Here is a 13,589-nt window from a genome sequence, read left to right on the forward strand (position 1 = left end):
ACAAAATGATAAAAATGGATTAAAGATTACTGTAAACGTAAGAGAAAAGGGGCAACTTGTTGATTTAACAGGGTATGCAGTAAAGTATGAAGCGATAAATCAAGTCGGACTGTTCGTTCGGGATGATGCCCAAATAGTTGATGCAAAGAATGGCGTATTTTCATACACATTGTCCTCGCAAGCTGTTTCCACATCGGATGATTGGACAGCTTATTTTGTTATGGAAAAAAGTACAGAACGAATGAGTACACCAGACATTCGGATTACATTAAGACGAGATGTAAAAGAAGGAAATATTAAAATAGAAAACTATATTTCAGAGTTCGATAAGCTCAAGAAACAGATAGATGCTTTGCAGCAAGCGATTGATAAAATGGATGTTGTAAAGCGATCAGGCGGGATGATGACAGGTTATCTAACCATGAGACCGACGCCCGGTTCCAATATCGGAGTTGGATTCAATAGCGAGGATAAGTTATTAGATGTGGGTCTTGTAGGAGTCTCGGATGGTCAATTCTATTTAAAAGACTGGAAAAATAATAAAGTGATGCTTGATAAATCACCTACTGGCGTATTCAATGTTTATGCTGATAATCTTCTAAAAAAAACAGGAGATGTAATGACAGGGACTTTTAGGTTTAGTTCCATAGCTCAAATGTTGATGACTCAATCTGATTCAGCAACAGGTGCTTCTGCTCGTGGGTTACACTACGCAGATAAAGACACAGATGGAAGTGGCAATCGTGGTGGAATTGGACGTTTCAAAGGTGCTAACAACGGTGAAGAATATCTGTACATGGGGTTCGGTACGAATCCTTGGGATTCACAAAGTGGGTTAATAGTTCGTCCTGATGGATCAGCAACCTTGAAAGGTAAAAAGATAGCAACCGCTGATAATGATACAGGATGGATTAACCTTCCTACAACTGGGGTAGAGAATGTTACTGATAGAATTTTGAAGTACAAGAGAAGTGGGGAACAGGTTAATGTGATTGGTTCTATTCGAAATGCACAAAACGCAACAGTATTTGCTACACTTCCAGTTGGATGTAGACCTGTTCAAGACATTGCGGTTCCAACTATTATGATAACTGGAGGAGTGAATACAAACTTTTGTGAAGTTACAGTAAAAAAAGATGGGGGGATTTTCGTGAATGGTGTTCAAAGTGGAAGTACTTTTCATATTGCAATGAGCTTTTTAATTTAAATATTACAGATTAAGCGTGCATAAGCAGGCTTTTTTATTTTGTATAAAATAGGGCTTTTAAAAGAAAAGAGGGACAAATAGATGTCTCTCTTTTTACTTTGAAATGAGGTGGTCAAAGTGGAAGGATTACAGGATGTAAGGAACGATGTGCAAGAGATAAAGCAAGACATCAAAGATATTCGTTTAGAAATCAAAAGCTTAGAAAATCGAACGACGGGTAATGAAAAAGACATTATAAACATCAATAAGCAACTAGATAAAATCAGCGCTAATACAACTTGGATTTTACGTCTCATTGTTGGAGGCATTATAGGAGCTGTGCTCACTCTCTTATTGAAGGGGGGTGGCATGTAATGGTTAATTTAGCTGTAATGATTGGTATTGTAGTTGGTCTTTCGCAAATCGCAAAAACAATTGGATTACAAACAAAATATGTTCCGTTATTGAATGTAACGCTTGGCATTGTGCTAGGCGTTTTATTTTTGGGCGGAGACATCAAATCAAATGTATTTCAAGGAATCATCATTGGACTGTCAGCAAGTGGATTATTTGACCACACAAAAATTATAAAAAAGGATGCTGATGTAAAATGAAAAAGACATTCAAACACATTTCTTCTGTAGTCTTTGCAGCTATTTTAATGTTATCCATTACAACAAGTGCTTTTGCTGACAGAATTTTAATTATCCCTGATTTACCTAAACAACCGTATCGTTATGGTGTTGGTGCATATGAAGGCGTTGTAGCTCATTCCACAGCAACTCCAGAAGCACCAGCAATCAATATCCAAAAGTATGAAACTCGTACATGGCGAAATGCATTTGTGCATTATGCGGTAGACTGGAATGAAACCATTCAAATTGCCGATATAAAATACATTGCTTACGGTGCTGGACCTGGAGCAAATAAACGTTTTGTACATGTTGAATTATGCGAAACCAAGGATTATGAGAGATTTAAACGTAGTTATGACAAATATGTGAAGTTACTAGCTAAAATTTTACGTGACCGTGGATTATCAGTTGAAAAAGGATTATGGACGCATAGTGATGTAACACATCATCTCGGTGGTACGGACCATGAAGACCCATTAGATTACTTGCGCAGCCACGGTGTATCAGAAGCTCAATTTCGGGCTGATGTACAACGGGCATACAATAACTCTAATGTGGATGTTTCTGTTCCTGAGAAGCCATCTAAACCAGCAGAAGTTCCAACAGCAGTAACGGATGGAATCGCCTATATCGAAGGATATAACGTCAATTTACGTAAAGGTCCAGATACAAGCTATTCTACGATTCGTCAGTTGAATAAACCAGAAGCTTATATTGTGTGGGGCGAAAAGGATGGTTGGTTAAATCTTGGCGGGGAGCAATGGATTAAAAATGATCCATCTTATGTGAAGTTTAGTAAGAAAAGTACAGTAGATTCCTCTATTGTAGGTAAGCGCGTTGTTTCTAAAGTTGATAACTTACGATTTTATGACGTTCCATCTTGGCAAGATAAAGATGTTGCTGGTTCTGTAGATGCAGGATTTGGTTTCGCGATAGATGCAAAAGTAAGCGTTAATGGATCAACGCAATATAAAGTACACAATAGCAAAGGTAAAATGTACTATATTACAACAAATGAAGCCTATGTTTATCTGAAATGAACGGAAAAGGAGCATTCCTCTGGCGAGTGAGGAATGCTCCTTTTTGACATTATAAAGATATACCTCTCATTTGGTTTGTCAATAGTATTATATGTAACGGCAGGAATAAATATGAACAATAAAAATTAGGGCACTGTTGAATAAGGAGTGCCCTGATTACATAGGATGCTTACTATATAAAAAGGGAACGTGTTAATTGCATTGTATGCAGCAATAACCTGAAATATGAGAAAAAGCAATCCAGGGTGGTGAGGCCGGATTGCTTTTTCTGTATATAGAAAGGCATCATGCCAGGAGCAATTTAATATATGCTTCTAAAGCGCTTAATATGCTTTTGAAAAAATACACTTTATCCAAAATAGAATCAGCTATTGATTAATAATTCTTGTTATATTACATTATATATTCAACCGTTCTTAACTGAAATAGTTAACCAAAAAATCCGTCTCCTTTTGGAGGCGGATTTTTTGTGTTACACCCAGAAATCTGTTTCATCTATATTTTTCCCCAACTTTTTCATTCCTTTAACAATTTGAGCTATTGTAGAATATTTAGGTTTGTATTTTGTATCACTACACAACCTAGATATAGTACCTGTACTTAATTTTGATGTTTTTTCAAGCTCGATTTGTTGAATCCCCTGTCTATCTAACCATTTTCCGAATTTGCTACGTTGTTTTCCTAAACCGAACATTTCCACTCACCTCATCAACAGAATGACCAGTTTCTCAAATTTTTAAACGTAGAAAAAATTTTGAGAATTTGTTCAAGCCCTCCACGATATGATGTACCAAGGTAGTTACCAGGGTAAGGGGGTTACAGATTACCAAGGTAAGAGATAGGTGAATTATCTTGGTATGTATCAAGGTAAGTTTTGCATTTCTACCACGGTAATTACCATGGTTGTTACCAAAGTAGGGCTACCATGGTAATGTGTTTGTAAACCTCTGATACATCAGGAATTTACATTCTGTTTATAAAGGGGAGAGGGCAATGAGCGGAAAGATAACGGAAAATGCATATGAGATAATTGGGAATCAAATTAAGTTTTATTTGACTGAAGATCAGGCGAAAGGATGGAATCAAATTCCACATCCACAATTTCGAAACACAGAAGAGATTGGTAAATGGTGCGAAAGTTCGGCAAACGAAATGGTTTGTCATTGGGATGCACTAAATCAAAACGCAATGAGTTTGTCTGATACTACCGATTTTCTATATAGATGGATGAGTTGGTATGTAAAAGAACCATTGGACAGTACAGCATTAGAAATACGAAAGCTACCAGATGAACTAGTAGCCTTTATAACCAATGTCCCATTTGATACCTTTGAATTATTAAAGCGTACCTCTCACATGGTTTTAGAATGTATCTATTTTGCTTTTGGATTCTTTTTATAAGGAGGAGGCAACATGTTTAAGCAAAAAGAAATCATTCCCTTTCGGGATTTCATGAATCAATCTTATAAGAAACAAAAACAAGTGAGAGCGTTTAGTTTGGAGCCGCTTAGTCCCATGGCTTTCTTTCATATGTCCCAGCCTCTTGTACATACTTATGTAGCTTTAGGGGTGTTAGGAGGACTTACAATTGGTGCAGTATTGTTAGAAAAGTATTTAATTCAAAATGATTATATTTCCGCAGCGAAATTTGTATCTGAAGGACTACATCATGGAATACGAATTGGTGGAATTGGCTTTGTTGCGTATGTTTTCATTCGTATTGTGACCATGTTCTAGGGAGAGATGATATGGAAATCATAAAAGAATGGCTTCATAGGAAGGCTTTAAAACATCAACTCATTGAAGTATTTGATAAGGCAGGATTATATATGGAACATTACACACGTGGAGGGAAAATACCGATTTACCCTAAAATTAATGCTGTTTTTTCTTCAAACAAAAGCGTGAAATATGTATTTACTATCCCCAACGGATTAGATCCAAAGACAATTGAAAAGAAATGGTTTTGCTTTCAACAAATATTAGGTCGCAATGTAGCGATTGAAGGTGATATCAAAAAGTTTGTCCTTAATGTATTTCATTCGGATGCTGGACTACAAACTTACAATTACAGTTACAAGAAATGGCAGCCATTACTAAAACAGTATCGTCTTCCTGTTGTCGTAGGACGGGACCAATTCGGAAATATGATTGTGTATGACATGATTGATTCAAATACACCGCATTTACTAATAGCTGGGGAAACAGGAAGCGGGAAAAGTAGCATGGTGCGTGTCGTTCTGTCCACAATCATTCAATACATGTCGCCTAATAAATTGCATTTATACTTGGGCGATTTGAAAAACTCTGAATTTCATTTCTTGCGTAGGGTAAAACATGTGAAAGAAGTGTGCATGGAAGAAATCGAAATGAAAATCATGCTTCATAAGGTTTGGAATGAAATCAGGGAACGCAGAAAACTCATGGAAGAATATGAAGTAGATCATATTGATGAGTACAACAGATTAAATCCTGATAAACAGAAACCCTATATTCTGTTAGCTATTGATGAAGTAGCGATGCTACAAGATGAAAAAGAATGTATGACGACAATAGAAAAAATATCGGCAGTTGGTCGGGCACTAGGCGTATTCCTCATGCTATCTATGCAAAGACCAGATGCAAAGGTGTTAGACGGTAAGTTAAAGCTAAACATGACAGTCAGAATGGGTTTTAAATGCGATAACACAATTAATAGTAATATCATGGGTACACCTGGATCAGAGCACTTAGAGCAATCTGGACAAATGATTCTAAAGTTAAATGGATTAAAGAAAGTGCAAGCTCCATATTTAGAATTAAATAAAGCAAAGCAAATAGTTGAACCTTACCGTTTACTCAAAGAAGATATGAGGCTTCAGAATTCGTCAAAACAAGAACTTCCTTTGTTTGGAGTGTTGGAACATGAAGAGTAGAGATAAAGCGATTATAAAAGACTTATGCCGCTTTAGATGCCTATCACGAGATGATATTATCGATTTGCATTTTCAAGGACTTAAGAAAGCTGTGACCAGTTGCAATACGGTTATGAAACGATTAAGGCGAGATGGGAGTGTGGACGTAAATGTGTCACAGCAACCATATATCTACTTTCCACAACCGAGTCCGATTCGAAAAACAAGTCAAAAGATACCTCACTTTCTTGCTATTGTGAATGTATATAAGCAACTTCTCCAATACGAAAAGCCTAAATTGTTTAAAGTCGAGCCGAAATATGGAAAAGGGTATATGGAGCCTGATATCTTCACAATATGGCGACAATCCCCGTTTTTTATTGAAGTACAAAATTCCGTATACAGTAAGAAAGTAATGCAAGAGAAATTAAACCGATATGAATTCTACTTTCACAGTTTGGAATGGCAACAAGAACCATGGCAACCCAAGAAATCCAAATACTTCCCTTCTCTTCTGGTAATTACAGATAGCCAGTATGACATCTACTCTCCAAATTTCCGCATATTTCAAGCGAAATCGATTCATGATTTCATGAATCAAATGGTTGTTAAGGCTTAGTAGTAACCTTATACCTTTAATATAGCCCCATTGCATCAGCTTCTTCTTTAGAGATTTTATAATATACACCTGGTGCAAAAGAGTTGTCTATTGTATGTGTGGATGACTCTTTTGAGCCACTATCTTCTAGCCAATTATAAAAAACAAATGAAGTTTTTTTGTTATGTACATCAGAAGAGCCTGTATTAGCTTTTTTATGTAACTTAGATAATCTAATATTATCACTATAAATTTTCGTAAATAAAGCTTGTACACTGTCTGTGAGAGTACCACCATTTTTTAAGAACCTATTAATTTTAACTAATGCATTGAATGCAAGAAGAAATAAACTTTTATCGCAATTGCTACCCACACGTAACCCGATGATAGATGCGTTGGTTTTTAAAATAGGGTGATACGTTCCAGCTTTGATTGTATGGTACATCATTTTTTGGTATTCATTCACATAATACACATGGATTCTTTCGAACTCTTTTTTGACATCGTTTTGTGCTTCTTTTAATTCATTTTCAATAGATGCTATTAGAGATACTCTTTCATTATTTTTTTCTTGTTTTAAAGAATTAAAAGAGTTAATAGAGTTATTATAGTTAGAACTCGTTTTTTCGGTCTCTAGACTTACAGCCTCAAGGGATTCATGATTTTTCTGTTCGGCAATCTGATTGGCACTTAGTTCGGCATCTATGTAAAATACCTCTTTCATGATTGTTGTAAAATTAGGGTGTGTTTTTAATACAAATACATATTTATTCTTACCATCGGCTAATCCAGCGACCAGGATTTCACCTGTTTGTTTTAATGCACGAACAGTAGCGGTTACAGTTCTTACAGAACAATTAGCTTTATCAGCTAATGTTTCCGCAGAAATTTTGCATATGCCATTTCCTGAAAGCATATAAATAATATGATCCATCACATCTTTTCGTTTGGATTTTGTAGGAAATAAACTTTCAAAACTTTGATTCGTATCATTGATACGTTTTCTAATATCATCAATAATCTCATTTTTCTTTTGAGTACTTAATTGATTTTGTTGCATATATTTTTGAATATCTGCATTATAGGCAGTCAATTTTTTCATAAGGGCTCGTCTCCTCCGAAAACAAAAAAGCAACAGAATGCCACAAAATGTAAGCAAACTGTTGCGGAGGAACCCTTACGTACGATAAAATGGGGTACATAAGAGTTACAGCAAGTGTTTGCCTAGTGTGGTTAGGCGGACGGTTAATGAAGTGGTTGCACACTTTATTAACACGCTGTGCTCTTTTAGTTTTTATTAGTTCTAATTTTGATTTTCTCGGTAACAAATTGGTCTTAAATACCAAGAAATATGTTGCTATTTATAAATTTAGATGTAGTCAAAAACTGCGTAATGTAGCTGTTTGTTGCAGTTTTAGGAAATTAAAGTTTTATAGATAATGGACTTCATTTGTTTGTGCGCTTTCAGGTATACCAAGGGTTTGCGCATTTACGGTAACGATTTGGAAACAATTATACCAAATCGTTTTCCATAAAGGCAACAGCTTCCGCCTGTTTTGATGGATATAAGTGACTATAAGTGTTTAAAGTTGTTGCCACATCTGAATGACCTAGGCGCTGTGCTACTACAAGTGGACTGACTCCTTTATTTATTAGATAAGACGCATGAGAATGTCTGAATTCATGCAACACAATATTTTTAACCTGAGCTATGTTTATATATTTTTTAAAATTTTGCTGTAGTGTACTTGTAGCAAGACTAGTATAGAATGTACCGAAAACCACATAATCATCTTTTACTGGTGCTGTTAATGTAGCATGTTCTCTTAAGTTTTTCAATAATCTGATGACAAGGGTCGGTAACATAATAATTCGATTAGACGCTTTTGTTTTTGGCTGTGTAATTATCCTATTAAAGTCTGTTTTATTAATATTAATTATTTTTTCTTCGAAATTGATATCTTCCCAAGTTAGTGCTAAAAGTTCGCCCTTTCTAGCCCCGCTGTAGTAAAGTGTTGAAAAGAATGCTTTATACATTGGATCGTCCACAACATTAATAAACTGTTTGAATTCTGCGAATTCCCAAAAATTCATGCGTTTATTTGATTCTTTTTCAAAATTGCCTGCAATACGTGCGGGATTGTGAGTCAGGCCATGAAATTTTATTGCAAAGTTAAATATAGCAGAAAGTGTGGTGTGAATTTTCTTTAAAAACTCTGCAGAATAATTATTAATTATTTTATTTTGATAAATCATTACATGCTTAGCGGTAATATATTCAATTTTTATTTTCTTGAACTCTGGCATTAAGTGATTATAAATAACATTTTGGATTGTTAGGGTTGAAGACTTCTTCCTCCTCTGGCAATACCAATCGAAATAGCTATCAGCAACTTGAGCAAAAGTTAAGCTTGAAGTTGTTTCTTTTTCAACTAACATCTTCGCTTCCGCTTCACGTGCTTCCTTTTTTGTTTTAAATCCACGACGTTTTACTTGTTTTTGAGTACCATCAAACTGACGGACTCTGACAACGAAAAAATATGTTCCTCGTTCTTTATCTTTGTAGATCACCATAAGAATCCCTCCTGTATATGTAAAGATTGATAATTCAATTTATTGAGTAGATTATAACTTGTTTGTTACCAAAAGAAAAGACGCTCAACATAAATTGAGCGTCTCACTTTGACTTGAACCACTTTAATTTTAATAACATATAACTTAAAAACTCCCCACTAATAATAGTGAAAAAGATTGGCTAGGGAAACCAATCAGGACGATCCCTTAGTAAGGATAAAATCATATTACCATAATAATGTCGTGACACATATTGAGAAAGTTAGAAATTTGTTTATTTTAATATTTTAATGTTTTTTAAAAATTGGTTGGGTGTAACCCTCGGTAATTGGCTGGTTTCTACATTGGTTTTAGCAAAATATAATAAATAATGAAGCAGTATTCATTACGAATATAAAATATGTGAAACTACATTCAAATATTTTCAACATTTTTCTCAGAAGTTATATTGAGAAATAATTTTTAGGGTGGAATAGAATATGAGCCCGTGCTAAAATTGGCTCTGTATACAGTATATGGGTTTCTGTCATTTGAATAGACAGAATAATCGTAAAAAACAAAATAAAAAACATAAAAACTCGCAGAGCGTGTGTAAGAGGTGCCCCAACAAAGCCCCTTACACCGTTCATCCTAGCTACCTTAGGACAAACACTTGCATCATACGAGTTCCTCCTTAGTTTAACAGACATTCATCATTCGTAGTGCAGTTTAGAGGTTGAGAAAATAGGATGGTGAATTTGTATGTTTTTAGGAGAAGGAGGAACATTATGGAAAAAGTCATGAATGAATTATTGACAAGAATTGAATCAGCTGGGTTTTCTCGAAGGCAATTCGCTATAAAGCTTAAAGTGAGTCGTGAAACATTCCGTAGAGGAATAAGTTGTGAAAGTGAAATGGATGTGGAAACATTTTTTAAAGCGACGAACTTTTTATATGATAACCCTGAGAAAAAAAGAGAGATTACAAAGAAATACTTCCTTGCTTGTACTTTACCGTCCCACTTAGAAATTGGGTTGATATATTTCCAGGTGCAAGCGGAATACGACGCCATGAACAAATTAATTGAAAAGAATAGGGGGAATTCAAGTTTATCAATATTTTTTGCGATTTATAAATTATTCAATAAGCGTAACAATAATGAATTAAGAGGGCAAGCTCTGTATGAGGAAATTAGAAGTAAACGTTTTTCTGCAAATCCACATGTGCAAGTAATGGTCAATATTTTATATATGCTGGCTTTAGCAGATAAACCGAATAATAATGCGAGTATTCAATATGTTGATGAAGTTGAATCAAATCTTAAACTAATTAAAAAAGGGCGAATAAGAGATTATCTTCGCATATTTGCAGATGAGCGTATTGCATTTATGCACTTGTGGAGAATCGAATTGGAAGAGTGTAGAAAAATAGCTTATAAAATTATAGATTCAGACATAGACGTTCCGATGATTCGAATGACTGGGGTTTCATGTTTGGCAGAAAGTTTTCAAATAGAGGATCCAATAAAAGCTGAGGCACTTTTGGTACAGTCAGGAGAAATGTTAAAGGAAATTAAAGTATCTCAGCAATCTCAAAAATATTTAGCAGTCCAAACTACTTTAGCTCACATACGAATATATAATAATATAAATGTTGATAAGATTGATGTATCTATACTTCACCCAACTGAGCGAGCTACATTTGAATATCGCTTTGGTGATCGAGAACTTGCAATTTCCATCTTTGAAAAGTTAAAAGAAGCCGGGCATACTCCTTTTTCGCGTATTGCATATTCGATGTGTATTAGTGATATTGAGGGTATTAAACAGGCGCTATTGGATTTTGAATTAATGGGGTTGAGTTTTTATGGACGAATGTATAAAATGATTCTTAATAGGGAAGGGGTTGTGTTGATATGAAAATGAAGATAGTGGCAGTGCTAATGGTTTGTGGGGTTATAGGTTTGTGGGGAGGAAATATAAGTAGTTTTGAACATCAAACAATTCAACAAAAACAAATAGAAATAAAATATATGTTTAACGATCCGGGAACTAGTTGAATAGAATTTAAAAAAGTCACTACTTAGTAGTGACTTTTCGTGCTTTTAGGGGTGACCCATTTCAAAGGGGTATAATCCAAAAATGGGTCACCTATAATTTAACAATTTTTAAAGGAGAGATTTTTATGACTCTAAATATGAGTGGAATGGAATTAAGGGGATGCGAGATGGAAAAAGAACAATTGGCTAAAGAATTGATGATAAAATGGTTTTTAGAAAATGGGCGGACGAATGTTGAAGAGATTTTACAGGCAATAAACTCAGGTTCATATGAAAAAGTAGAAACAAAAAAAGCTAACTAGTAGAAGTTAGCTTTTTTTGTGGGAGAATGCATCATTATTTTTGATTTTTAGTGAATTGTACATACATCAAAGCTTGTTTCCAGGTATTTTCTTGCTCATTTGCTGGTAAATCAGCTACTAATTCAGCGAAGCGTGAAGCCATGTTGTTAGTTATCTTATCTTCGGCTTCAGTTAACCTTGAATCTTCGGATCTTCCCAATAAATAATCTGTAGTCACACAATATAAATCAGCAATTGCTGTAAGTAAGGACATACTTGGCTCAATTCTATTTGTTTCCAGATGAGAGTAAGTTGGCCTGGATATGTTTAATTGGTTAGCTATTTCACCTTGAGTGCGCTTTCCTCTTAATTGTTTTAATTTGTTGCCCAAGGTCATTGGAATAATCCCCTTTCATAACCGAAATGTCTTATTCTCATTATAGTTAAAAAAATTATCAATTTAAACCCTTTTAAGAAAAAAATGTTCAATAATTTATAAAAAGTGTTGATGTTCAAAAAGTTATCATTTATACTGAGGATACCGAAGGGGTTAAACTGATAAGAAGGTGATTCAATGAGTAATATAGTTAAAAACGAGAGACTCAATTGCAAAATGACAAGAAAACAATTAGCGGAAAAGTTAGGTATATCAGTAGCGTACATAAGGAAGATAGAAGATGGGTATATACCGAGACCCTATATAATCGCAAGATATCAAACAGTGTTTAATAGGAGTGCTAGAGAGCTTTTCCCTGATTATTTTGCGGTATTTGATGATAAATAATTTATCTTAAAGTAGCTAATTGCGAGTTTAAATATCGAAATTTTCTTTCAAAAGGAGCGATACCATGCACAAAAACCTATACATAGCCAGAAAAGAGCGACGTATTACACAAGTGGCTGCTGCGAACCTGATAAACATATCGTCTAGATCTTATCACTCAAAAGAAAACAGAAGAACTGATTTCACCCTAAAAGAAGCTCAAAAACTAGCAAAATACTTCAAAACAACAGTGGACGAGCTATTTGAAAAATAATGAAAAGGTGGGAGGAGCATTTATGAAAAACGGTAAAAGACCAACCAAGAGAGAGAAGATACATATCAATTCATATAATTTAAATCCTGATAATTGGCTGATCTTTAAGAAGATAGATGGCGAATTACATTTAGTGCATCGTCATACAAACTCAATACGAGTCATTCCAAGTGCATAGGGTGTGGAATGGACAAGCATTATTAAAATTTAGGAGGGCTTTACATGGATGGATTAACAGTAGCAAACGACTTGGTATTTGAAAGTAATGGTGAGGTAGTAACGGATAGCTTACTGGTAGCTGAGATGTTTGGAAAAGAACATGACAAAGTTCTTCGCGATATTCGCATTCAAATGGATTATGCAGGACAAGAATTCTCACTCGCCAATTTTGGAGAGTCAACTTACACAAACGAACGCGGTCGAATGTATCCCAAGTACAATTTGACAGAAGAAGCATTTACATTAGTTGTTTTTGGGTACAACACGAAAGAAGCAGTGCAAACAAAAATTCGATTTATACAAGAATTTAAACGTATGAAGGAATACATCAAAAAACAGCAACAAGTGCCTACAGATCCCATGAGCATTCTAAAACTTACTTTTGAAGCGTTAGAAGGGCAAAAACAAGAACTCCAGCACATCAAATCAGATGTCAAAGACTTAAGAGAAAATGCTCCGTTATTCGCTGTAGAATGCGATGAAATATCAAATGCAGTCAAGCGTCATGGCGTTGCGCTATTGGGTGGTAAACAGTCTAATGCGTACCAGCATGCGGGAATTAGGGGGCAGGTCTACCGTGATATCTATAAGCAGTTGTACCGTGAATTTGGAGTAACAAGCCATAAAGCAATTAAACGTGGTCATTTAACATTAGCAACAAAGATTGTTGGAGAGTATACGTTACCTATTGTGCTGAGTGAGAAAATTAATATAGTAAACTCTCAAATTAAGTTTTCTGAGATGTAGAGCAAGCTGAAAGGGGAAGATAACCATGATGGAAGAAAGTATTGTATCACTATGTATTGTTGGGTTTGGCATCTGTGGGCTCTTACTTGCTGTTTATGCACTAGATAAACCAATTAAAGAATTTACAAAAGATGTGGAATGAATTTGAGGGGGGAAAAGCGCTATGACGTTATCAGTTTTAAAGAAAGATGTAAAGAAAAAACAAATACTAGATGAATTCTTGCAGCATTGTGAAAAAAAACAAATAGAGGCGATTCAAAAGAATGATCCATTGTTACTTTGTACTTGGATTAAAGAAGCAAGATTGGCTCGACGGGAGCTTATAGTGTTATACCGTGAC

Annotated in this window: 19 protein-coding genes; 15 read left to right on the forward strand and 4 right to left on the reverse strand. The window is 35.1% G+C overall.

The genetic code is table 11. From position 1 onward, the window contains the following. From ACQGS6_RS14785 to ACQGS6_RS14800, 4 genes are all read left to right on the forward strand, one after another. Positions 1-1,207, forward strand: a 1,207-nt coding sequence (locus ACQGS6_RS14785; RefSeq protein ID WP_426965252.1) for a BppU family phage baseplate upper protein, incomplete at its 5' end; no start/stop codon positions are given. A 117-nt stretch (positions 1,208-1,324) separates the two neighbouring features. Continuing rightward, complete coding sequence (locus ACQGS6_RS14790) at positions 1,325-1,561, forward strand: hemolysin XhlA family protein (protein ID WP_086392891.1); 237 nt, start codon at positions 1,325-1,327, stop codon at positions 1,559-1,561. Then, positions 1,561-1,800 (forward strand): holin, encoded by a 240-nt coding sequence (locus ACQGS6_RS14795; RefSeq protein WP_426965253.1) that lies wholly within the window; start codon positions 1,561-1,563, stop codon positions 1,798-1,800. Before ACQGS6_RS14790 ends, ACQGS6_RS14795 begins: the two co-directional genes overlap by 1 nt. Then, positions 1,797-2,861 (forward strand): N-acetylmuramoyl-L-alanine amidase, encoded by a 1,065-nt coding sequence (locus ACQGS6_RS14800; RefSeq protein WP_426965254.1) that lies wholly within the window; start codon positions 1,797-1,799, stop codon positions 2,859-2,861. Before ACQGS6_RS14795 ends, ACQGS6_RS14800 begins: the two co-directional genes overlap by 4 nt. A gap of 472 nt (positions 2,862-3,333) precedes the next feature. On the opposite strand, the gene ACQGS6_RS14805 is transcribed toward ACQGS6_RS14800, so the two are convergent. Further along, positions 3,334-3,555 (reverse strand): transcriptional regulator, encoded by a 222-nt coding sequence (locus ACQGS6_RS14805; protein ID WP_426965255.1) that lies wholly within the window; start codon positions 3,553-3,555, stop codon positions 3,334-3,336. Between the two features lie 299 nt (positions 3,556-3,854). On the opposite strand from ACQGS6_RS14805, the gene ACQGS6_RS14810 reads away from it, so the two are divergent. The 4 genes from ACQGS6_RS14810 to ACQGS6_RS14825 are packed head-to-tail and all read left to right on the forward strand — an operon-like array spanning position 3,855 to position 6,374. After that, positions 3,855-4,262, forward strand: coding sequence for a hypothetical protein (locus ACQGS6_RS14810; RefSeq protein ID WP_426965256.1), 408 nt, complete (start codon positions 3,855-3,857; stop codon positions 4,260-4,262). Between the two features lie 12 nt (positions 4,263-4,274). Beyond that, positions 4,275-4,598, forward strand: coding sequence for a hypothetical protein (locus ACQGS6_RS14815; protein ID WP_426965257.1), 324 nt, complete (start codon positions 4,275-4,277; stop codon positions 4,596-4,598). 11 nt (positions 4,599-4,609) lie between these two features. Continuing rightward, the gene (locus ACQGS6_RS14820) at positions 4,610-5,776 is read left to right on the forward strand and encodes an FtsK/SpoIIIE domain-containing protein (protein ID WP_426965258.1); all 1,167 of its coding nucleotides are present in this window, start codon (positions 4,610-4,612) and stop codon (positions 5,774-5,776) included. Continuing rightward, positions 5,766-6,374 carry a replication-relaxation family protein gene (locus ACQGS6_RS14825; protein ID WP_426965259.1) on the forward strand — a complete coding sequence of 203 codons (609 nt, stop codon included), beginning with the start codon at positions 5,766-5,768 and terminating at the stop codon, positions 6,372-6,374. Before ACQGS6_RS14820 ends, ACQGS6_RS14825 begins: the two co-directional genes overlap by 11 nt. Before the next feature lie 16 nt (positions 6,375-6,390). Here ACQGS6_RS14825 and ACQGS6_RS14830 read toward each other — a convergent pair whose 3' ends face one another. Further along, a complete protein-coding gene (locus ACQGS6_RS14830; RefSeq protein WP_426965260.1) occupies positions 6,391-7,455 on the reverse strand; it encodes a cytosolic protein in 1,065 nt (354 codons plus the stop codon). 410 nt (positions 7,456-7,865) lie between these two features. Beyond that, positions 7,866-8,927: a tyrosine-type recombinase/integrase gene (locus tag ACQGS6_RS14835; RefSeq protein WP_426965261.1), complete on the reverse strand. Its 1,062-nt coding sequence runs from the start codon at positions 8,925-8,927 to the stop codon at positions 7,866-7,868. A gap of 767 nt (positions 8,928-9,694) precedes the next feature. Here ACQGS6_RS14835 and ACQGS6_RS14840 point away from each other — a divergent pair. The 3 genes from ACQGS6_RS14840 (at position 9,695) to ACQGS6_RS14850 (ending at position 11,267) form a co-directional block, all read left to right on the forward strand. Then, positions 9,695-10,825: an AimR family lysis-lysogeny pheromone receptor gene (locus tag ACQGS6_RS14840; RefSeq protein WP_426965262.1), complete on the forward strand. Its 1,131-nt coding sequence runs from the start codon at positions 9,695-9,697 to the stop codon at positions 10,823-10,825. After that, positions 10,822-10,965 carry a hypothetical protein gene (locus ACQGS6_RS14845; RefSeq protein WP_426965263.1) on the forward strand — a complete coding sequence of 48 codons (144 nt, stop codon included), beginning with the start codon at positions 10,822-10,824 and terminating at the stop codon, positions 10,963-10,965. Before ACQGS6_RS14840 ends, ACQGS6_RS14845 begins: the two co-directional genes overlap by 4 nt. A gap of 167 nt (positions 10,966-11,132) precedes the next feature. Further along, positions 11,133-11,267, forward strand: a complete 135-nt coding sequence (locus tag ACQGS6_RS14850; protein WP_426965264.1) for a hypothetical protein — start codon at positions 11,133-11,135, stop codon at positions 11,265-11,267. Positions 11,268-11,301: 34 nt separating this feature from the next. On the opposite strand, the gene ACQGS6_RS14855 is transcribed toward ACQGS6_RS14850, so the two are convergent. Then, entirely contained in the window at positions 11,302-11,643 is a 342-nt protein-coding gene (locus tag ACQGS6_RS14855) for a helix-turn-helix domain-containing protein (RefSeq protein WP_426965265.1), read from the reverse strand. Between the two features lie 177 nt (positions 11,644-11,820). On the opposite strand from ACQGS6_RS14855, the gene ACQGS6_RS14860 reads away from it, so the two are divergent. The 4 genes from ACQGS6_RS14860 to ACQGS6_RS14875 all read left to right on the forward strand — a co-directional run bounded on the left by ACQGS6_RS14860 (position 11,821) and on the right by ACQGS6_RS14875 (position 13,249). Further along, the gene (locus tag ACQGS6_RS14860) at positions 11,821-12,030 is read left to right on the forward strand and encodes a helix-turn-helix transcriptional regulator (RefSeq protein WP_033692792.1); all 210 of its coding nucleotides are present in this window, start codon (positions 11,821-11,823) and stop codon (positions 12,028-12,030) included. 64 nt (positions 12,031-12,094) lie between these two features. Continuing rightward, positions 12,095-12,283, forward strand: a complete 189-nt coding sequence (locus ACQGS6_RS14865; RefSeq protein WP_000549470.1) for a helix-turn-helix transcriptional regulator — start codon at positions 12,095-12,097, stop codon at positions 12,281-12,283. A gap of 22 nt (positions 12,284-12,305) precedes the next feature. Beyond that, a complete protein-coding gene (locus tag ACQGS6_RS14870) occupies positions 12,306-12,461 on the forward strand; it encodes a DUF6906 family protein (protein ID WP_000788397.1) in 156 nt (51 codons plus the stop codon). 44 nt (positions 12,462-12,505) lie between these two features. Next, positions 12,506-13,249, forward strand: a complete 744-nt coding sequence (locus tag ACQGS6_RS14875; RefSeq protein WP_426965267.1) for an ORF6C domain-containing protein — start codon at positions 12,506-12,508, stop codon at positions 13,247-13,249. Positions 13,250-13,589 lie beyond the last annotated feature (340 nt).

It is taken from the genome of Bacillus sp. GMs2/2 (assembly GCF_050172095.1).
In the GTDB taxonomy this organism is placed as follows: Bacteria; Bacillota; Bacilli; order Bacillales; family Bacillaceae_G; genus Bacillus_A; species Bacillus_A cereus.